Annotated in this window: 22 protein-coding genes; 10 read left to right on the top strand and 12 right to left on the bottom strand. The window is 63.7% G+C overall.

Translation table 11 applies throughout. The features are described 5' to 3' along the window. The first annotated feature begins 31 nt into the window (after positions 1 to 31). Positions 32 to 619 (top strand): ankyrin repeat domain-containing protein, encoded by a 588-nt coding sequence (locus ACZ2HM_RS14075; protein ID WP_237236528.1) that lies wholly within the window; start codon positions 32 to 34, stop codon positions 617 to 619. A gap of 139 nt (positions 620 to 758) precedes the next feature. Here the strand turns inward: ACZ2HM_RS14075 and ACZ2HM_RS14080 are convergent, their stop codons facing one another. The 11 genes from ACZ2HM_RS14080 to ACZ2HM_RS14130 form a co-directional block, all read right to left on the bottom strand. Continuing rightward, complete coding sequence (locus tag ACZ2HM_RS14080) at positions 759 to 1,253, bottom strand: MmcB family DNA repair protein (RefSeq protein WP_037472470.1); 495 nt, start codon at positions 1,251 to 1,253, stop codon at positions 759 to 761. Positions 1,254 to 1,361: 108 nt separating this feature from the next. Next, complete coding sequence (locus ACZ2HM_RS14085) at positions 1,362 to 2,033, bottom strand: cell wall hydrolase (protein WP_037472069.1); 672 nt, start codon at positions 2,031 to 2,033, stop codon at positions 1,362 to 1,364. Between the two features lie 179 nt (positions 2,034 to 2,212). After that, positions 2,213 to 2,560: a DUF1491 family protein gene (locus ACZ2HM_RS14090; RefSeq protein ID WP_037472068.1), complete on the bottom strand. Its 348-nt coding sequence runs from the start codon at positions 2,558 to 2,560 to the stop codon at positions 2,213 to 2,215. Further along, positions 2,553 to 3,050, bottom strand: coding sequence for a PaaI family thioesterase (locus ACZ2HM_RS14095; RefSeq protein WP_037472066.1), 498 nt, complete (start codon positions 3,048 to 3,050; stop codon positions 2,553 to 2,555). The genes ACZ2HM_RS14090 and ACZ2HM_RS14095 overlap by 8 nt, the downstream gene beginning before the upstream one ends. Continuing rightward, a complete protein-coding gene (locus ACZ2HM_RS14100) occupies positions 3,010 to 3,477 on the bottom strand; it encodes a PTS sugar transporter subunit IIA (RefSeq protein ID WP_037472065.1) in 468 nt (155 codons plus the stop codon). Before ACZ2HM_RS14100 ends, ACZ2HM_RS14095 begins: the two co-directional genes overlap by 41 nt. 129 nt (positions 3,478 to 3,606) lie before the next feature. After that, complete coding sequence (gene hpf, locus ACZ2HM_RS14105; RefSeq protein ID WP_037472063.1) at positions 3,607 to 4,212, bottom strand: ribosome hibernation-promoting factor, HPF/YfiA family; 606 nt, start codon at positions 4,210 to 4,212, stop codon at positions 3,607 to 3,609. Positions 4,213 to 4,280: 68 nt separating this feature from the next. Further along, on the bottom strand, positions 4,281 to 4,982 hold the full coding sequence (gene dnaQ, locus ACZ2HM_RS14110) for a DNA polymerase III subunit epsilon (protein ID WP_037472062.1): 702 nt from the start codon (positions 4,980 to 4,982) through the stop codon (positions 4,281 to 4,283). A gap of 33 nt (positions 4,983 to 5,015) precedes the next feature. Then, on the bottom strand, positions 5,016 to 5,609 hold the full coding sequence (gene coaE, locus ACZ2HM_RS14115; protein ID WP_470425496.1) for a dephospho-CoA kinase: 594 nt from the start codon (positions 5,607 to 5,609) through the stop codon (positions 5,016 to 5,018). After that, positions 5,609 to 6,433 carry a shikimate dehydrogenase gene (gene aroE, locus ACZ2HM_RS14120; RefSeq protein WP_037472060.1) on the bottom strand — a complete coding sequence of 275 codons (825 nt, stop codon included), beginning with the start codon at positions 6,431 to 6,433 and terminating at the stop codon, positions 5,609 to 5,611. Before aroE ends, coaE begins: the two co-directional genes overlap by 1 nt. Further along, the gene (locus tag ACZ2HM_RS14125; protein WP_037472059.1) at positions 6,430 to 7,035 is read right to left on the bottom strand and encodes a Maf family protein; all 606 of its coding nucleotides are present in this window, start codon (positions 7,033 to 7,035) and stop codon (positions 6,430 to 6,432) included. The genes aroE and ACZ2HM_RS14125 overlap by 4 nt, the downstream gene beginning before the upstream one ends. A gap of 10 nt (positions 7,036 to 7,045) precedes the next feature. After that, complete coding sequence (locus ACZ2HM_RS14130; protein WP_470425497.1) at positions 7,046 to 7,873, bottom strand: pyruvate, water dikinase regulatory protein; 828 nt, start codon at positions 7,871 to 7,873, stop codon at positions 7,046 to 7,048. Between the two features lie 295 nt (positions 7,874 to 8,168). Here ACZ2HM_RS14130 and hemE point away from each other — a divergent pair, with 295 nt between their 5' ends. Both hemE and ACZ2HM_RS14140 read left to right on the top strand, forming a co-directional pair. Further along, on the top strand, positions 8,169 to 9,224 hold the full coding sequence (gene hemE, locus ACZ2HM_RS14135; protein WP_470425498.1) for a uroporphyrinogen decarboxylase: 1,056 nt from the start codon (positions 8,169 to 8,171) through the stop codon (positions 9,222 to 9,224). Further along, on the top strand, positions 9,224 to 9,664 hold the full coding sequence (locus tag ACZ2HM_RS14140) for a CopD family protein (RefSeq protein WP_037479916.1): 441 nt from the start codon (positions 9,224 to 9,226) through the stop codon (positions 9,662 to 9,664). Before hemE ends, ACZ2HM_RS14140 begins: the two co-directional genes overlap by 1 nt. Positions 9,665 to 9,836: 172 nt before the next feature. On the opposite strand, the gene panC is transcribed toward ACZ2HM_RS14140, so the two are convergent. Next, a complete protein-coding gene (gene panC, locus ACZ2HM_RS14145) occupies positions 9,837 to 10,682 on the bottom strand; it encodes a pantoate--beta-alanine ligase (RefSeq protein WP_470425499.1) in 846 nt (281 codons plus the stop codon). Positions 10,683 to 10,793: 111 nt separating this feature from the next. Here panC and ACZ2HM_RS14150 point away from each other — a divergent pair, with 111 nt between their 5' ends. The 7 genes from ACZ2HM_RS14150 (at position 10,794) to ACZ2HM_RS14180 (ending at position 17,735) form a co-directional block, all read left to right on the top strand. Beyond that, positions 10,794 to 11,600 carry a division plane positioning ATPase MipZ gene (locus ACZ2HM_RS14150; RefSeq protein WP_470426859.1) on the top strand — a complete coding sequence of 269 codons (807 nt, stop codon included), beginning with the start codon at positions 10,794 to 10,796 and terminating at the stop codon, positions 11,598 to 11,600. Further along, positions 11,600 to 12,022 carry a J domain-containing protein gene (locus ACZ2HM_RS14155; protein ID WP_470425500.1) on the top strand — a complete coding sequence of 141 codons (423 nt, stop codon included), beginning with the start codon at positions 11,600 to 11,602 and terminating at the stop codon, positions 12,020 to 12,022. The genes ACZ2HM_RS14150 and ACZ2HM_RS14155 overlap by 1 nt, the downstream gene beginning before the upstream one ends. Continuing rightward, complete coding sequence (gene pgmG, locus ACZ2HM_RS14160) at positions 12,019 to 13,392, top strand: phosphoglucomutase/phosphomannomutase PgmG (RefSeq protein WP_470425501.1); 1,374 nt, start codon at positions 12,019 to 12,021, stop codon at positions 13,390 to 13,392. The genes ACZ2HM_RS14155 and pgmG overlap by 4 nt, the downstream gene beginning before the upstream one ends. Before the next feature lie 386 nt (positions 13,393 to 13,778). Further along, positions 13,779 to 15,077 carry an OmpP1/FadL family transporter gene (locus tag ACZ2HM_RS14165; RefSeq protein ID WP_470425502.1) on the top strand — a complete coding sequence of 433 codons (1,299 nt, stop codon included), beginning with the start codon at positions 13,779 to 13,781 and terminating at the stop codon, positions 15,075 to 15,077. Positions 15,078 to 15,175: 98 nt separating this feature from the next. Next, complete coding sequence (ispG, locus tag ACZ2HM_RS14170; RefSeq protein ID WP_037479899.1) at positions 15,176 to 16,336, top strand: flavodoxin-dependent (E)-4-hydroxy-3-methylbut-2-enyl-diphosphate synthase; 1,161 nt, start codon at positions 15,176 to 15,178, stop codon at positions 16,334 to 16,336. An 8-nt stretch (positions 16,337 to 16,344) separates the two neighbouring features. Further along, positions 16,345 to 17,253, top strand: coding sequence for a DMT family transporter (locus ACZ2HM_RS14175; protein WP_470426860.1), 909 nt, complete (start codon positions 16,345 to 16,347; stop codon positions 17,251 to 17,253). After that, positions 17,250 to 17,735, top strand: coding sequence for a GNAT family N-acetyltransferase (locus ACZ2HM_RS14180; RefSeq protein WP_037479896.1), 486 nt, complete (start codon positions 17,250 to 17,252; stop codon positions 17,733 to 17,735). The genes ACZ2HM_RS14175 and ACZ2HM_RS14180 overlap by 4 nt, the downstream gene beginning before the upstream one ends. The last annotated feature ends 228 nt before the right edge of the window (positions 17,736 to 17,963 follow it).

Below are 17,963 nucleotides of genomic sequence, written 5' to 3' on the forward strand. Positions count from 1 at the left end.
CGCGATGATGAAGACCAGGTTTGTTTCTGCCATGATGACCATGATCGCGGCGGCGCTGCTCGTGCCCGGCGCGGCGCAGGCGCAATTTTCCGACGCCTATAATTTCCTGAAGGCCGTCAAGGACAAGGATGGCGAGAAGGTCACTGACCTGATCCAGAAACCCGGCTCCACCGTGATCAACAGCCGCGACATCAACAGTGGCGAAAACGCGCTGCATATCGTGGTCGCGCGCCGCGACGCGACCTGGCTGTCCTTCCTGCTCGCCAAGGGCGCGAACCCCAACCTGACCGACAGTGATGGCAACACCCCGCTTATGGACGCGGTGCAGGGCCGGTTCGAGGAAGGCGTGCAGACGTTGCTCGCCAACAAGGCGCAGGTCGACAAGACGAATGGCAGCGGCGAAACCCCGTTGATCCGCGCCGTGCAATTGCGCGACCTCGGCCTGGTCCGCCTGCTGGTGGCGCAGGGCGCGAACCCGGACAAGCGCGACAGCATCGCGGGCATGTCCGCGCGCGACTATGCCGCCCGCGACAACCGCACCCCTGGCCTCATCGAAGCGCTCGCCGCCGCCAAGCCAGCGGCCAAGCCGGCCGGTCCGGTGCAGGGCCCGGTTTTCTGACTCCCTAAGCTGCCCCCACAATAGCCGTCATTCCGGCCCTGAGCCGGAATCCATTAGCCTCTCTCCTGGAGAGAGGCTCAGCGGTAGAGCCAATGGATGCTGACTTTCGTCAGCATGACGATCCGAACGCATTCACGCCCTACCAGCCAATCTCCGCCGCATGATCCGGGTCGTTGATCGCGGTCAGCCGCCGTGCCGCGCGCCGGGCGAAGCGCAGCGTCTCCGCCTTGCGCCGCGCCGCCGCCAGCGGCTCGATCGGCGCGGGCCGGACTAGCTCCGCATCATATTGATCGGCAACGATCAGCCCGGTGCGGGCGGGCCATAGCGCTTCGCTATCAAACAGGGTCACGTCGAACCCCATCGGCACCGCCCAGAAATAGCGGTCGCAATAGTCGAAATAATCGGGCCATTTCATGTCGCCGAGCAAGTCCGCCCGGCTACACTTGATCTCGACAATGGTCAGCCGCCCGGCCCCGTCGATCGCCATGATGTCGGCGCGCCGCCCATTGGGCAGCGGCACCTCCATGATCCCGCTCATATCGTGCCGGAAGAACAGGCGCAGCGTCCCCCGCGCAACGGCCAAAGCGGTGCCGTCCGTCAAAGGGGAGCAGGTGTCGGATATCGCAGCGTTCATGCCGCAATCATAGAACAAGGCAGGAACAAAAGAAAAGGCCGATTCGGATTATCCGAACCGGCCTTTTTTGATGTGTACCCAAATGTGCCTCGGCACATTCCACAATACTCAGCGATAGAAGATATGATTGTCGATCATCGCCAGCTTGGCCTTGCCCCAGCCTGGCGATACGCGGCGGGCGTGGAAGAACAGCGCGCCTTCAGCCCGGCTGTCCCAAGCGTCGGCCATGGCGATCTGCGCAATGGCAACGGCCTGACGCCAGCTGCGGCTTTCGGTGCGGATCGGCGGCATGCCACCGCCGCGCACGAAGCTGAACTGGCTCGGTTGATAGACGACGCCGCACAGGCTGCTCGCGAACCGGCCGGACTCGGCGCGATTGATGATCACGCGCGCGACGGCCAGCTGGCCTTCCAGGCTTTCGCCCTTGGATTCGAAATAGACCGCTCCGGCCAGGCACTGCATCTCGCCATCCAGCTGTTCGGGCGTGCCTTGGGCATCGACCAGCGCAGCGAGGCTATCGGCCTGCATCTCGGAGAAGGTGGAAGAAACATTGTCGGCCTTAGGGGCCGAAGCCAGCGGCTGCACGATCTCGCGCGGCGCGGCAAAGGTGACGGCGGGCTTGGCACCGGCTGAAGGCGCTGTGGTCAGCGCATTGTCCCTGGACAGGGACACCGAAGATGGGATGGCTTCACCGGCCATCGACATGTCGGATGCCGTGACCGCAGCAGCGGCGGACAAAGCAAAGGCCGCGATAATCGCAGCTCTTAGACGAAAACTCATTTTTACTCAAAATCATGCGGTTCTTGGCCGGAAACGTCGTCTTTTTTAACCCACTTTGTCCGACGACCGGCCGCCCCCCGTCTGCGTGTTTACCGCGCCCGCCCCCCTTGGACGATTGCGGCAACCTGCGCGTTCAGCGTGGGCGGGCCTCTGCACGGGCCATTGCGATATGTCAACGATCAGCAGATTGTTTCAGCGGCGAGCCGTTCCGCTTCCGGGATGTCGAGTTCGATGACCCACAGATCGGGGTCCGACCGGCGGCGCCGCTCGATATAGGGAACCATGGCTTGCGCGCCCTCTTGGGGGTCGGGTCCACAGCGCATCAACGCATGACCGCCGGAAAAGTTCGACACCCGCTCGAACAGCCCGGTTTCCTGCCCTTTTTCCAGCGTCTGGACCAGAATCACGCCGCTTATGTCATCGCCTTTGACCAGGATGGTGGCAAAGCCCCCGGCCGCCGCCACCCGCCGTCGCAACGCGCCGACCAGCATCGCGCTGGTCAGCCGGGCGGGCGGCTGTTCAGCCATGATAGCCGGGCAGCGAAGACAGCGGGAATTGCGACCGCATGAAGGTGCCGGTGCCCCGTCCGACCTCTTCGCCATGCGAATCGACCAGGCTGGCTTCGGCGACATAGACTCGGCGCTTGCCGCTGATCCAGCGCCCCTCGGCGCGGATTCGCCCCGGCGCGATCGGCCGGGTGAACAGCAGGTTGAAAGCGGTGGTGAGCAGGAAGCGATCGCTCACCAGGCTGTTGGCGGCATAGAAAGCCGCATCGTCCAGCATCTTGAAATAGACCGTGCCATGGACCGCGCCTGCGGCATGGAACTGGCTTTCATCGACGTCGAAGTCGATGACGCAGCGTCCCGGTTCGCTGATCGCGATCTCCGACCGGAACAGCCGATTGATCGGCGCGGAACGATAGAGATTTTCGAGCGCCCGGAAATGCGCGGTCTCGCCGCTGTCCGGTACGCCGGACTCAGGCTGCGTCACGCGCCCCGCCACCGGCCAGCAGGGCATGGAGCGCCCCGGTCGAACGCGCACCGCGCAACCGGGCGACCTGCGCCTCGTCACGCAGATAGCGCGATACCCGCGCCAGCGTCTTCAGATGTTCCGCCCCGCTGTCGACCGGCGACAGCAGCGCAAAGACGATATCGACCGGCAGATCATCGACCGCATCGAATGGCGCCGCCGGATCGAGCAGCACGACCACGCCGCACATCTTGTCGAGACCTGTGATCTTGGCATGGGGAATGGCGACGCCGCCGCCGAAACCGGTCGAACCCAGCCGCTCGCGATCGAACAGCGCGTCAGCGACCATGTCCGCGTCCAGCCCATAGGCATCGGCGGCGAGCGCCGCGATCCGCTGGAACAACTGCTTCTTGCCGTTCACAGACAGGCCCGTGGCGAGCGCGTCGGGTGAAACGATATCGTTGAAATGCACCATCACATGTCCGATCCAACCGAGCCGCGCCCAGTCAGGACTTCATGCGCCTATGCTCAGGGAATTAAAGCCCGGCCCCATAAGCCGCCTGCGCCACAAGGTCAACAGGCGGCCCTTGGAACCGGGTAGCGCTCAGCTTGCCTGGATGCGCGGTTCGACCCAGCCGATCGTCCCGTCATGGCGGCGATAGACCATGTTGTAGGCCGCCGTCCCGGCATTGACGAACAGCAGCGCATTGGTGTTGCGCAGGTCCAGCATCATCACCGCGTCCGACACGCTCGCTTCGGGAATATCGACACGGGTTTCCGCGACGATCAGCGGCGCGTCCTCGACCTGTTCCTCTTCATCCGCGGGCGAGGCGAAGATGGTATAGCCCGCCCCGTCAATATCATCGATGTTGAAGCTGCTCACCCGCTGCGCTTCTGCGGCGACAGCCTGGCCATGGCGGTCCTTCAGGCGGCGCATATAGCGGCGCAGCTGCTTTTCGATCCGTTCGGCCGCTTGGTCGAAGGCGGGATGCGCTTCCTGCGCCTCGCCCGCGCCTTTGAGGATCAGGCCGGTCATCACATGGCAGACGATGTCGCAGTGAAAGGCGCCATGCGGGGCCGGTCGAAAGGTCACATGCGCGGAGATTGTGCGGGAAAAATATTTCTCGGCAATCGCTTCCATGCGGGTCGCGACATGCTCCTTGAGCGCCTCGCCCGTATCGACCTGATGCCCGGAAACACGAATATCCATATGCCTTCTCCTTGTTCTTGCGGGCCGCAGGACACGGCCCGGTTGACTGGGGGCATGCAGGCGGATTGTCAGTCCGCCAGTGCCCCCTCCAGCCAGAGCGGCTTGTCGAGCGTTCTGATGAACGCTCCATGCCGTTCCAGCTCCGTCGCGCTCGCCGCAAAGACGCGCGCGGGACGAACTGGGCGAACCGCGACCTGCGCCGCGAGTTCCGCCGCAACCTCTTCTTTTGCTGCCTCCTGTGCCAGACCCAGGCCGATCTGACGGCCACCGGTCAGTTCGATGTAAAGCTGCGCCAGCAATTCGGCGTCGAGCAGCGCGCCATGTTTGATGCGATGGCTGCGGTCGATGCCATAGCGGGTGCAGAGCGCGTCCAGGCTGTGCTTGGCACCCGGATGCATGGTGCGCGCGATCGCCACCGTGTCGATCATCCGGTCGAGCGACACTTCGCCGCGCCCGCACAGCCGCAATTCATGGTTGAGGAAGCCGAAATCGAACCGCGCATTATGCGCGACCAACGGGCTATCCTCCAGAAAGGCGAGCAGGTCTGCAACGCCGCTGGCAAATAGCGGCTTGTCCGACAGGAAATGGCTCGACAGGCCATGCACCGCTTCGGCGGCGGCGGGCATGTCGCGCTGGGGGTTGTAATAAGCGTGGAAGGTCCGACCGCTGGGCACACGATTGATAAGCTCGATACAACCGATTTCGACCATTCTGTCGCCGGATGCCGGGTCAAATCCCGTCGTTTCGGTATCGAATATAATCTCGCGCATCGCCCTCTTCATATCGACTCTATGGGCCAACCCTTATCTGCCTGTCTTGCGGCCAAGGCAAGCGACCAGACGTCGCACCTGCGCACGGGTTTCGGCAAAGGTCGTGCCGGTCTGGATGAGATGATCGGCACGACGACGCTTTTCCGCGTCGGGGGTCTGGAGATGCAGGATCTGGCGGAATTTGGCGACCGTCATGCCCGGCCGCGCCAGGACGCGCTTGCGCTGTTTCCACGCAGGAGCCGTCACCACGATCACGCCCGCCAGCCGCTTCTGTCCGCCCGTTTCGAACAGCAAGGGAATGTCGAGCAGGACGAATGTGCGCGATCGGTGACGGCGCAGAAACCGGCTCCGCGCCGCGCGCACCGCCGGATGGACGATCGCTTCGAGCGCCTTGCGTTCCTGCGGATGCCCGAACACCGCCGCGCCCAGTTTCGCGCGATCCACACCCTTGGGGCCGGTCGTGCCGGGAAAGCGCGCCTCGATCGCGGGCAGCAGCGCGCCGCCCGGCCCTTGCAACCGATGCACCTCGGCATCAGCGTCGAACACCGGCACGCCTTCACGGGCGAACATCGCCGCGACCGCCGACTTGCCCATGCCGATCGATCCGGTCAGGCCATAAATCTTCATCAGTCCGCCGCGAGCAGCAGCGCGCGCAATTCGGCGTCCAGTTCGCGGGGCGCATGCGCGTCGAAGAAGATGTCGAACGCCAGCGCCGCCTGGCCGATCAGCATTTCCAGCCCATCGAGCGTCTTGAGCCCACGAGCCCGCGCCGCCTTGAGCAAACCCGTCTCCAACGGCGCATAGACGATGTCATAGACCGTCGCGCTCGGCGGCAACGGCGTCAGGTCCAGGTCCAGCACCGGCTGCCCCACCATGCCGAGCGACGTCGAATTGACGAGCAGGTCGACGGCCGGCAGGGACTCGCCCATGCCGATCACCGCGCCCTTCACCCCGGCATGGTCGAGCATCGCCTGCGCTTTCGCCGCATCGCGCGCCATGACGGTGATGTCGGGTACGCCAAGGCTGGTCAACGCAAATAATATCGCCCTTGCCGCCCCGCCCGCGCCGATCAGCACGACGCTGCGCCCCTTCCACCGGTCGCGCAGCAAGGGCTGCAAAAAGCCGCCCGCATCGGTATTGGTGCCAATGAGCGGCCCGCCGGTTTCGCTGGCGATCGTGTTCATCGCGCCGATCCGCTCGCGCACCCCACCCGGATCGTCGGTAAAGTCCATCACCGCCATCTTGTGCGGAATGGTGACATTGCACCCCAGCCAATCAGGGTCGGCCCGCCGCTGCAGGAAATAGCTGGCCAGCCCGTCGGGCGTCACATGCGTCTTGCGATATTCCGCCTCGATATCCAGCGCGTTGAGCCAGAAATTATGGATGAGCGGCGATTTGCTGTGCGCGATCGGATCGCCGATCACTTCGGCATAGGGAAGGCCTTGAGTCATGCCGTCAAAACACCCCGCACACGCAAAAAGTCAAGCAAGGGCAGCAAGGGCAAGCCTTGGATCGCGAACTGGCTGCCCTCGACCTTGGCGAACAATTGCGCGCCCGGCCCCTCGATCCGGTAGCAGCCCACGCACCAGCGGCATTCGTCCCAGTCGCCATCCAGATAGGTCGCAATGAAGGCATCGGACAAGGGCCGCACCATCATCCGCACGCGCTCGATATGCCGCCATATCGGCTCACCATTCAGCACGATCACCGCCGCGCTATGCAGATGATGCACCCGCCCCGACAGCAGCCGCAATATCCGTTCGGCATCGGCGCGATCGACCGCCTTGTCGATCATCACGCCGCGTTCCTCGCCGCCATCCAGGCTCAGCGTCTGGTCGCATCCCAGCACCAGCGCGCCCGGCACCCGGCGCGACACTTTGCGCGCCTTGAGTTCCGCCAGCGCATCGGCCAGCGCCCGCGCATCCAGCCCATCAGCGCGCAACGCCTCCTTCGCCGCTTCCTCATCGACGCCGGGCGACAGCGCCTCGAACGGCACCTGCGCCGCGCTTAGCAGCGCGCGGCGGCTCGCGCTTTGCGATGCCAGCACGATCATGCCCAAAACCTCATAAAGCGTCGCCTTCCGCCAATTCCCGGTCGTTGAACAGGTTGATGATCGCCGCCGCCGCTTCCTCGATCGACCGGCGAGTCATGTCGATCACCGGCCAGCCATTGTCAGCGAACATGCGCCTGGCAAAGGACAATTCCTCCTGCACCTTGTCATTGTCGACATAGGCGGTTTCGGGTGCCTGGTTGAGCGAAAGCAGCCGGTTGCGGCGGATCTGGATCAACCGTTCGGGGCCGACCGTCAGCCCCACGACCAGCGGATGTTTGAGGCTGTAGAGGTTTCGCGGCGGCGGCGACTCCGGCACCAGCGGAATATTGGCGGTCTTATAGCCACGATTGGCGAGGTAGATGGACGTCGGCGTCTTGGACGCGCGCGACACGCCCGCCAGCACGATGTCGGCTTCTTCCCAATTTTCATGCCCCACCCCGTCATCATGGGCAATGGTGAACTGGATCGCCTCGATCCGCGCGAAATAGGCTTCGTCCAGCACATGTTTGCGCCCCGGCCGGGTGCGGGTTTCCTGCCCCAATATGTTGGACAGCGCATCGGCGACGCTATCAAGCGCCGCGACATGGGGCAGGCCAAGCGCCCGGCAGCGCGTCTCCAGCCGCTTGCGCAACGGATGGTTGGTCAGGGTGAACAGCACCAGCCCCGGATTGGCGGAAATCTCCTCCATGATCCGGTCGAGATGGACTTCGGATCGCACCATCGGCCAGAAATGGCGGATCGCATCGACATTTTCGAACAGACCGATCGCGGCCTTGGCGATATTCTCCAGCGTCTCGCCGGTGGAGTCCGAAAGCAGATGGAGATGGATGCGCGCCATGGCCATATCTCTGTGCATAGGCTGTGGATAAAGCAAGGGACGAAATGGGGAGCAATCGACCCCCGATTTTCGCTCCACGCTGCCCGGACTCTTACCCACAGGCCCCCAACAGACCCGATTTTTCCTCAACAGCCTGTGGATAACGGGGATAAGCCAGGGGACTCGGACGGGCAAGGCTGGGCGGATCGGAGTCAAGCTGTTGGCAAAAGCGGGCACAACGCATAAACCCCGCTGCCAACGCCCCTACTATCTCCAACATTCCTATTTGAATCTTAATAGAAGAGAAGAGAGTCCGATGCTTGTCGACCCGAAGGCCGATCCCGTGGCCAAGCCGCTCCTTGGCGTCCTGCGGGGGGAACGTCCCGCCGTGCCGCCCATGTGGCTGATGCGACAGGCCGGACGCTATCTGCCCGAATATCGCGCGCTGCGGGCCGACAAGGGCGGTTTCCTCGAACTCGTCTATGACAGCGCGGCCGCGGCCGAAGTCACGCTTCAACCCCTGCGTCGCTTCGGCTTCGACGGCGCGATCCTCTTTTCCGACATATTGATCGTCCCCTATGCGATGGGACAAAATCTCTGGTTCGAAACCGGCGAAGGCCCGCGCCTCGCTCCGATCCTCAGCGACACCGACCTCTCGACCCTGAAACCTGATTATAGCCGTTTTGAGGCGGTCTATGAGACGGTGCGGCAGGTGAAGGCAGCCCTCGACCCCTCGGTCACCTTTTTGGGCTTTGCAGGCAGCCCCTGGACCATCGCTACCTATATGGTCGCTGGCCAGGGCAGCAAGGATCAGGGCGCGGCCCGCCGCCTCGCTTATGGCGACCCCTCTCGCTTTGCCGCGCTGATCGACGCGATCGTCGATGCGACCGTTACCTATCTCTCCGGCCAGATCGAGGCCGGGGTCGAAGCTGTCCAATTGTTCGACAGCTGGGCCGGCAGCCTCGCCCCGCTCCAGTTCGAACGCTGGGTGATCGCACCCAATGCCGCGATCGTCAGCCGGTTGAAGGCGCTACACCCCGACATCCCGATCATCGGCTTTCCCAAGGGCGCCGGCGCGAAACTCGCCGATTATGCGGTGGGCACGTGTGTCGATGCGATCGGCGTCGATGAAACCGTCGATCCGCACTGGGCCAACCGTGTGTTGCCTAAAGGCCTGCCGGTGCAGGGCAATCTCGATCCGCTTGCCCTCATCGCGGGCGGCCAAGCCGTAGAGCAGGCCGTGGACAATATCCGCGCCGCTTTCGCCGACCGGCCCCACATCATGAACCTTGGCCATGGCATTTTGCCCGACACCCCCATTGCGCATGTCGAAGCATTGCTTAGCTATGTGCGGCAGGAGGAAAAACGCTGATGGCCTATCTTGGTGCTGCCTATCTCTGGGTGAAGGCTGCCCATCTCATCTTCGTCATTTTCCTGATGGCGGGGCTGTTCATGATCCCGCGCTTCTTCGTCTATCATCAGGAATGCGCCGTCGGCTCGGACGAGGACCGCAAATGGATCGACCGCGAACAGCGGCTCTTGAAGATCATCCTCAATCCCTCGCTGGTGCTGGTCTGGGTCCTGGGCCTCATGCTGATGGTGGAAATCGGCGCGTGGAGCTTTGGCTGGTTTCACCTCAAACTGCTCTTCGTCATCGCTCTGTCGGGCTATCATGGCTGGATCGCCAGCTATGCCAAGAAACTCGCCAGGGGCCAGCGGACCATGACCGACCGCCAACTGCGCCTGCTCAACGAAGTCCCCGGCGTGGCTGCGGCGGTGATCGTCATCGCGGTAATCGTAAAGCCCTTCTGATCCTGCTTGGGACCCACCCACCCCGTTCGGGCTGAGCCTGTCGAAGCCCCTTTCTTTTCTTTCGGAAGAAAAGCCCTTCGACAAGCTCAGGGCGAACGGCGGGCAGGGTGTGATAACGCTCCAAAACCCAGCAAAATGGTAATATTAGATAGTTAGCTAACTATCGAAAACCCTAAACTGGCTCTACCGCGATATTGTCGATCAGCCGCGTCTTGCCCAGCTTCGCCGCCCCCAGCAACCGGGCCGGCCGGTCCAGCACCGTCATGGGTTCCAACGTCACGGCATCGCACAGCGTCACATAGTCGATCGGTCCGAACCCATGATTTTGCAGTATAATCATAGCCTTGGAAGTCGCGGATTTGACGCTCTCGCCCTTTTCCATCAGCCGCTTGGCCTCGCCCAAGGCGCGCGGCAGCGCCAACGCGGCCTTGCGCTCCGCTTCGTTCAAATAGGCATTGCGCGAGGAAAGCGCCAAGCCATCCTCGGCGCGCTGGGTCGGCAAACCGATAATATCGATACCTATGTCCAGGTCGCTGTTCGCTTGGCGGATCACGGCCAGTTGCTGATAGTCTTTTTCGCCGAAAACCGCGATGTCGGGCCGCACCTGGTTGAACAATTTCGTGACCACCGTTGCGACGCCATCGAAATGGCCAGGCCGCGCTGCGCCATCCAGCCCCTCGCTCACCCCCGACACGCTGACATTGGTGGCAAAGCCTGTGGGATACATGACCTCGACCGGCGGCAGCCATAGCAGGTCCACGCCCGCCGCCGCCAGCATCGCCGCATCCTTCGCCTCGCGCCGGGGATAGGCGTCCAGATCCTCGGCCGGGCCGAATTGCTTGGGATTGACGAAGATCGACACCACGACATGCCGCCCATGCCGCTTGGCTTCCTGCACCAATGCCATATGCCCGTCATGCAAAGCGCCCATGGTTGGCACCAGCGCCAACGGCTTTCCATCGGCTTTCAGCGCCGCGACGGCAGCGCGAAGGGCGGGCAGGTCAGACAGGGTTTGCACGGGGGGAACGGCTCCGATAAGGGCAGGGGAACAAGCGGTCGACCTGCTGGGCTGCGGCCTTGGCGGCCACCAGGAATCATGGCGACAATCAACGGGGTTATCAAGCGACCAATGGGCAATCCAACGCCGCATCTCATCGTCTTTGCCAATGAAAAGGGCGGCACGGGCAAGTCGACCACAGCGGTCCACACAGCCATCGCCCTGACGGCGCTTGGCCATCGCGTCGGCATGATCGATCTCGATCCGCGCCAGCGCACCGTCACCCGCTATCTGGAAAACCGCGCCGAAACTGCGCGCCGCCGTCAGATCGACCTGCCCGCGCCCGACTTTGCCGTACTGAAAGGCGACAGCCTCGAAGCGCTCGATGCCGAAGTCGCCGTTCTCTCGCAGGACAAGGATTTCCTGATCGTAGACACGCCCGGCCGCGACGACGTCTTCGCCCGCCACATGGCCGCGCGCGCCAATACGCTGGTCACGCCGATGAACGACAGTTTCGTTGATTTCGACCTGATCGGCCAGGTCGATGCCGAAAGCTTCAAGGTCCGTCGCCTCTCCTTCTATTCCGAACTCATCTTCGAAGCGCGCAAGACCAGAGCCAAGGCCGATGGCGTCTCGATCGACTGGGTGGTGCTGCGCAACCGGCTCCAGCATCATGACGCCCGCAACAAGAAGCGGGTCGGCGACGCGCTGATGGAATTGTCGCGCCGGGTTGGTTTCCGCGTCATCCCCGGCTTGTCGGAGCGCGTCATCTTCCGCGAACTCTTCCCCTCTGGCCTGACCCTGCTAGACAAGGGGCATCTGGGCGAACTGGGCGTCAGCCACATCGCCGCGCGACAGGAATTGCGCGAAATGGTGTCGGGGCTTGCCCTGCCGACGCATGCGGGTGCGGTGCCCGTGGACATGCTCGGCGCGGCCTGATGGGCTGGCTGGCGCTGCTGCTCGTCGGCCTGGCCGGCTGGCTCATCTGGACCGGGAGGCTGCAACGCATGACGGCGAAGGATGGCATGGCGCTTGGTGCGGCGCTGGTGGGTGCGGTGCTGGCGGCCAAGGGCAAGCCCGTGATCGGCGCGCCAGTGCTGATCGGCGCGGGACTGTTTCTGTTGCGCCGCTATAAACCTCGTTCCCGTGCGACACCGGCCCCACCGCAGCACCGGATCGACGATCTCGCCCAGGCCCGCGCCTTGCTGGGGGTCGGTCCCGATGCCGATCCCGCCGCCATCCGCGCGGCCCACCGCCGCCTGATTGCCTCGGTCCATCCCGACAAGGGTGGCACCGAAGCGCTGGCGGCACAGATCAATGCCGCGCGCGACCTGTTGCTGGCCGACCGGCAAGAGGGATGAGCCATCGGTTCGATCCGACGCTGCTGCGCGACTATGATCTGCGCGGCACGGTGGGGCGAACGCTGGATGCCGCCGACGCCTGGGCCTTGGGCCGCAGCTTTGGCACCGTCATCGCGCGGGCAGGGGGATCACGGGTCGCGGTCGGCTATGACGGTCGGCTCAGTTCCCCGATGCTGGAAGCGGCGCTGGTCGACGGGCTGACCGCCAGCGGCATCGACGTGCTGCGCATCGGCCTTGGCCCAACGCCGATGCTCTATTTCGCCGAAATGACGTGCGAGGTCGATGGCGGCATTCAGATAACCGGCAGCCATAATCCCGGCGATCAAAATGGCTTCAAGCTGGTACAGCGACACGCGCCGTTTTTCGGGGCGGACATCGCGCGATTGGGCCAGATGGCGGCGGCGGGCGACTGGGATGCCGGGGTAGGGCGGGTCGATACGACTGCCATGATGGACCGCTATGTCGCCCGGCTGATGCGGGATTTCGACGGCCGGGCCTGGCGCATCGGCTGGGACGCGGGCAATGGTGCGGCCGGGCCAGTGGTCGAGGCGCTCGTGCAATTGCTGCCGGGTGAGCATCATCGCCTCTTCACCCAGATAGACGGCAATTTTCCCAACCATCACCCCGATCCCTCCGTAGAGGCGAACCTTGCCGATCTGCGCGCGCTCGTCCTCGACAAGCAGCTCGATTTCGGTGTGGCTTTCGATGGCGATGGCGACCGGATCGGCGTGATCGACGGGCTGGGCCGCACCATAGCGGGTGATCAGTTGCTTGGCCTGTTCGCGGACGACCTGCTCGAAAAGCATCCCGGCGCCCGGATTATCGCGGATGTGAAGACCAGCCAGACCATATTCGACCGGATCGCGGCACGCGGCGGACAGCCCGATATGTGGAAAACCGGCCATAGCCATATCAAGTCCAGAATGAAGCAGATGGGCGCGCTGCTCGCGGGCGAGATGACCGGGCATCTCTTCTTCGCCGATGATTATTATGGCTATGACGACGGCCTCTATGCCGCGATCCGGCTGATCCGCGCCGCAAGCGGGACCGGGGGCAGCATCACCGACCGGCGCAGCGCCATGCCCGCCATGGCGGCGACGCCCGAGCTGCACATACCTGTCGATGACATAAGCAAATTTGCCGTGATCGAGGAGATTTGCGCGCGCTTGGCGGCTTGCGGTGCGGATATGCAAGCCATTGACGGCGCGCGCGTCACCACCGCGGACGGCTGGTGGCTGCTGCGCGCCTCCAATACGCAGGCGGCACTGGTGGCGCGCGCGGAATCGACCGATGCGGCGGGATTGGCGCGCCTGATCGCCGAAATCGATTCGCACTTGGTGGCGTCCGGGCTGGATCGCGTAAAAATCTGATCCATGCGGCTTTTCGCCAACCTGCCTTCCCTTACGGAATAAAAGGCCTGACCAAACGATTGCAAGAAACGCAATTAGACATGTCCGTTTCGCATTTGCAACAAAGGCGATGGCCCAGCAAAAGGAGCGGGCCTTTCAGGCATCCTCTCCTAAAACTTTACAAGCCGTCCTCCGGGCGGCTTTTTTTTGTGCTGTTTCCATGACGCTGTCGCACCCGTTCGCCGTAACGTCAGCCAGCATCCTCGCTATAAACGGACCGAAACCCCGCCGGATATTCACCGCTAAACACTGGAATTTAACCATAGTGTTGCTAAGCGGCCTGCGTCAAAAGCCCGCGTCCTTGCCATATGGCGGCGTGGGCTGAAAATAGCCGTAGAGGATCTGCCATGTCGTTCAGCCGCCGCCTCCCGTCCTTCCTGCTTGTCGCAGGTGCGATCGCCGCGCCCGTCCCGGCGCTGGCCGGGGGCTTCTATCTACAGGAACAATCGCCCAAGGAAACCGGGCGTGCCCTGTCGGGCGGCGCGGCAGCAGGCGATGACCCCTCGACCGTCTATTTCAATCCCGCCGCGATGACCGAATTGCCAGGCATCCAGACCTCGGTCGGCGGCATCGCGCTGTTTGCCAAGGCGCAGCAGACCAATCGCGGCACCACCCGCACGGTCCCCGGCACCACGACACAGGTACCGGTCAGCGGCACCAATGGCGGCAATGCCTTCGAAAGCGTGATCCCCATCCCCAGTTTCTATGCCACCGGCCAAGTCAGTGACCGGCTGTGGGTGGGCCTGGGCGTCAACGCCCCGTTCGGCCTGAAGCTGGAATATGAGGATGGCTATTTCGGGCGCTATGACTCGCTCTACACCGACCTCAAAACCTATAATATCCAGCCATCGGCCGCCTATAAGCTGACCGACAACCTGTCCGTCGGCGGCGGCGTCGATGTGCAATATGTCAAGGTGACGTTGACCAACGCGCTGCCGCAGCTCTCGCCGCTGCTGGCTGATGGCCATGCCTCGGTTGAGGGCGATGATTGGTCGGTCGGCTGGAATGCCGGGCTGTTCTACCGGGCTGGCGACACCCAGTTCGGCGTCCATTATCGCTCGCGCATGAAGCATAGCCTTGAGGGTGAGCAGGTGATTTCTGGCCTTGCCGGGCCGCTGGCCGGTGCCAATGGCAGCTTCGCCGCCACCGCGCCGCTGACCCTGCCCGACATCGTCACCATGTCGATGACTCACCGTCTGACGCCGCAATTGCGGGCGATGCTGACCGCGCGCTGGTATAATTGGTCGGTGATGCAGGCGATCACGATCAACGCTGCCAACGGCACATCGGTCAAGGAACTGGAATATAGCGATAGCTATAGTGTTAGCGCGGGCGGCGAATATGACGTCAACGACAAGCTGACCCTGCGCGCGGGCACGATGTTCGATCGCTCGCCGACCAATCCGCAGCATCTGACCACCCGCGTTCCTGATGGCGATCGCGTCTGGCTCAGCGGCGGCGCGACCTGGAACCTCTCGCAGTCCTTCGCGCTGAACCTCAGCTACGCGCATACCTTCGTGGAAAAGGCGAACATCATCCGCCCGGACAGCTATTTCCCGGCGCCTGCCACCGTCACCGCCACGACGCGGGCGCAGACGAGCGGCAATGCCGATCAGATCGCCGCGTCGCTGACGATGCGTTTTTGAAGAAGCGGTGCCAGCCCGACTGAAACACCAAAAGGCAACGCTTCTAACCGTCACCAAATATCCCTATAGGGGCTTCGTAACCACGGAGCCCCTTTTTCATGTCCGACCATAATCCCGGCCTGCGCCCCTGGCGCGATATTGCCCGTCGGCAGAGCCGACAGATCATGGTCGGCAATGTCCCGGTCGGCGGCGGCGCGCCGGTCACGGTCCAGACCATGACCAACACACTGACCCACGACATCAAGGGCACGATCGATCAGATCCGCCGCTGCGAAGAAGCGGGCGTGGACATCATCCGCGTCTCCTGCCCGGACGAAGAGTCCACCGCGGCGCTCAAGCAGATCGTGCGCGCCGCCCGCGTGCCGATCGTCGCGGACATTCATTTCCACTATAAGCGCGCGCTCGAAGCCGCCGATGCGGGGGCGGCGTGCCTGCGGATCAATCCCGGCAATATCGGGTCGCAGGCGCGGGTGAAGGAAGTGGTGGACGCCGCCAAGGCCAATGGCTGCGCCATCCGCATCGGCGTCAATGCGGGCAGCCTCGAAAAGGATTTGCTCGAAAAATATGGCGAGCCCTGCCCCGAAGCGCTGGTCGAAAGCGCGCTCGACCATATCAAGCTGCTCCAGGACCAGGATTTCCACGAATATAAGGTCGCGGTGAAGGCGAGCGACGTGTTCCTGGCGGTCGCGGCCTATATGCAACTGGCCGAAGCGGTCGATTGCCCGCTGCACCTCGGCATCACCGAAGCCGGCGGTCTGATCGGCGGGACGGTCAAGAGCGCGATCGGCATCGGCAACCTGCTGTGGGCAGGCGTCGGCGACACGATCCGGGTCTCGCTGTCGGCGGAACCCGAAGAAGAAGTACGCGTCGGCTATGAAATCCTCAAATCGCTCGGCATCCGCACCCGCGGCGTGAAGGTCATCTCCTGCCCCAGCTGCGCGCGGCAGGGCTTCGACGTGATCCGCACCGTGCAGGCGCTGGAGGAACGGCTCCAGCATATCCACACGCCCTTGTCGCTGTCCGTCCTTGGTTGCGTTGTGAACGGCCCCGGTGAAGCCCGCGAGACGGACATCGGCCTGACCGGCGGCGGCAACGGCAAGCATATGGTTTATTTGTCGGGCATCACCGACCATACGGTGCAGGACGAAGCGCTGGTCGATCACATCGTCCGACTGGTGGAGGACAAGGCCGCCGAAATCGAAGCCGCCAAGGCGGAATCGGAGATGACCGACGCGGGCAAGGCGCAGGCGGCGGAGTGACGCCTGCCATGGGGGCGTCGCGCCCCGCAGTCGGTTTCGCCATCCCCTTTGCCGTCTGCTGCGCGGGCGTGGCGCTGTTTGCTGTGATGGATGCGGCGATGAAGGGGTTGAGCCTTGGCATCGGCCTCTACAATGCGCTGTTCTGGCGGGCGGTTGCTGGCACGCTGCTTGGCCTTGCGCTCATGCTGCTCACGCGGCAGCGCTGGCCCTCGCGCGCGGTCCTGCGTATCCACCTGCTTCGCGGCACGGTGGTCGCGGTGATGGCCGGGCTGTTCTTCTGGGCGATCATGCGGATGCCACTGGCCGAAGCCATCGCCCTGTCTTTCATCGCCCCCCTGATCGCGCTCTACCTCGCCGCCCTGCTGCTCAAGGAACGGATCGGCCGCCGCGCGATCGGCGCATCGCTGCTGGGATTGGTGGGCGTAGCCGTCATCCTGTCGGGCCGGTTGCAGGGGCGTTATGATGCCGATGCGCTGCTGGGCGCGGGGGCCGTGCTGGCGTCGGCGGTACTCTTTGCCTGGAACCTCATCATCCAGCGGCAACAGGCGCAGGTCGCCTCGCCGATCGAGGTCGCCTTCTTTCAGCATCTGGTGATGCTCGGTGTCTTCGCGCTCGGCGCCCCCTTTCTGCTGGCCCTGCCACCACGCCCGGCCGTTCCGCTCATCCTGTTGGCAGCCGCCCTCGCCTTCACCTCGCTCGCGGCCCTGTCCTGGGCCTATGCGCGGGCGGAGGCGCAACGATTGATTCCGGTCGAATATAGCGCCTTCGTCTGGGCCGCGATCCTGGGTTGGCTGGTGTTCGATGAGCGGATCACGCTGCCGACGGTGGCCGGTGCCTTGTTGATCGTGGTCGCCTGCCTTATCGCGTCGCGCACGAAACGGGCCGATCTGGCCCATGTGGAAGCGGGAACCGCATGACCGACACCATTCTCATCCGCGCGGCCGAGCCGGGCGACATCGACACTATCTTGCAGTTCATCCGCGATTTGGCCGACTATGAGAAACTCGCCCATGCCGTGAATACGGACCGCGACACGCTCGCCCGCTATCTCTTCGGCGCTCGCCCCATGGCCGAAGTGCTGATCGCGGAGCGGCAGGGCGACGCCATCGGCTTCGCGCTCTTCTTTCACAATTTCTCGACCTTCGAAGGGCGACCGGGGCTTTATCTCGAAGATTTGTTCGTGCGACCCGAAGCGCGCGGATCAGGCGCGGGCAAGGCTCTGCTCGTCCGGTTGGCGCAACTCGCGATCGAGCGGGACTGCGCCCGGCTGGAATGGTCGGTGCTGGACTGGAACGAACCGGCCATTGCCGTCTATCGCGCGATCGGGGCGGTGCCGATGGACGAATGGACCATCCAGCGGCTCGACGGCGATGCGTTGCAGGCGTTGGCCCGCAGTTAATTCTTCAGGCGATCCTCGATACTGACATACAGCATGACGGCGGCGAAGGCGGCCATGGAGACGACGACCAGAGCGGGATAATAGGCAGCGAACATGGGACAGGTTCCTTTCTGCCGTCCTTTTTGCGCCGGTTGGCGCGTCCCCTGCCATAAGGGTTGTTACGGATAAGGCGGGACGAGCCGATCGGTCGCAGGCTTGACGCGGACTCGCGGTCCGGCGCATTGTGCC

This window comes from Sphingobium sp. KKT206, assembly GCF_055640555.1.

Excerpts from the sequence above, each read along its gene's own strand:
- ACZ2HM_RS14130 (WP_470425497.1), bottom strand. The coding sequence starts at position 7,873 with ATGGCGCGCATCCATCTCCATCTGCTTTCGGACTCCACCGGCGAGACG.
- ACZ2HM_RS14150 (WP_470426859.1), top strand. The coding sequence starts at position 10,794 with ATGGGCAATCCAACGCCGCATCTCATCGTCTTTGCCAATGAAAAGGGC.
- hemE (WP_470425498.1), top strand. The coding sequence starts at position 8,169 with ATGCTTGTCGACCCGAAGGCCGATCCCGTGGCCAAGCCGCTCCTTGGC.
- ACZ2HM_RS14075 (WP_237236528.1), top strand. The coding sequence starts at position 32 with ATGATGACCATGATCGCGGCGGCGCTGCTCGTGCCCGGCGCGGCGCAG.
- dnaQ (WP_037472062.1), bottom strand. The coding sequence starts at position 4,982 with ATGCGCGAGATTATATTCGATACCGAAACGACGGGATTTGACCCGGCA.
- ACZ2HM_RS14080 (WP_037472470.1), bottom strand. The coding sequence starts at position 1,253 with ATGAACGCTGCGATATCCGACACCTGCTCCCCTTTGACGGACGGCACC.
- coaE (WP_470425496.1), bottom strand. The coding sequence starts at position 5,609 with ATGAAGATTTATGGCCTGACCGGATCGATCGGCATGGGCAAGTCGGCG.
- ACZ2HM_RS14175 (WP_470426860.1), top strand. The coding sequence starts at position 16,345 with ATGGGGGCGTCGCGCCCCGCAGTCGGTTTCGCCATCCCCTTTGCCGTC.
- ACZ2HM_RS14140 (WP_037479916.1), top strand. The coding sequence starts at position 9,224 with ATGGCCTATCTTGGTGCTGCCTATCTCTGGGTGAAGGCTGCCCATCTC.
- ACZ2HM_RS14155 (WP_470425500.1), top strand. The coding sequence starts at position 11,600 with ATGGGCTGGCTGGCGCTGCTGCTCGTCGGCCTGGCCGGCTGGCTCATC.
- ACZ2HM_RS14095 (WP_037472066.1), bottom strand. The coding sequence starts at position 3,050 with ATGCCCTGCTGGCCGGTGGCGGGGCGCGTGACGCAGCCTGAGTCCGGC.
- ACZ2HM_RS14180 (WP_037479896.1), top strand. The coding sequence starts at position 17,250 with ATGACCGACACCATTCTCATCCGCGCGGCCGAGCCGGGCGACATCGAC.
- ispG (WP_037479899.1), top strand. The coding sequence starts at position 15,176 with ATGTCCGACCATAATCCCGGCCTGCGCCCCTGGCGCGATATTGCCCGT.
- pgmG (WP_470425501.1), top strand. The coding sequence starts at position 12,019 with ATGAGCCATCGGTTCGATCCGACGCTGCTGCGCGACTATGATCTGCGC.
- ACZ2HM_RS14100 (WP_037472065.1), bottom strand. The coding sequence starts at position 3,477 with ATGGTGCATTTCAACGATATCGTTTCACCCGACGCGCTCGCCACGGGC.
- ACZ2HM_RS14165 (WP_470425502.1), top strand. The coding sequence starts at position 13,779 with ATGTCGTTCAGCCGCCGCCTCCCGTCCTTCCTGCTTGTCGCAGGTGCG.
- aroE (WP_037472060.1), bottom strand. The coding sequence starts at position 6,433 with ATGACTCAAGGCCTTCCCTATGCCGAAGTGATCGGCGATCCGATCGCG.
- ACZ2HM_RS14125 (WP_037472059.1), bottom strand. The coding sequence starts at position 7,035 with ATGATCGTGCTGGCATCGCAAAGCGCGAGCCGCCGCGCGCTGCTAAGC.
- ACZ2HM_RS14085 (WP_037472069.1), bottom strand. The coding sequence starts at position 2,033 with ATGAGTTTTCGTCTAAGAGCTGCGATTATCGCGGCCTTTGCTTTGTCC.
- hpf (WP_037472063.1), bottom strand. The coding sequence starts at position 4,212 with ATGGATATTCGTGTTTCCGGGCATCAGGTCGATACGGGCGAGGCGCTC.
- ACZ2HM_RS14090 (WP_037472068.1), bottom strand. The coding sequence starts at position 2,560 with ATGGCTGAACAGCCGCCCGCCCGGCTGACCAGCGCGATGCTGGTCGGC.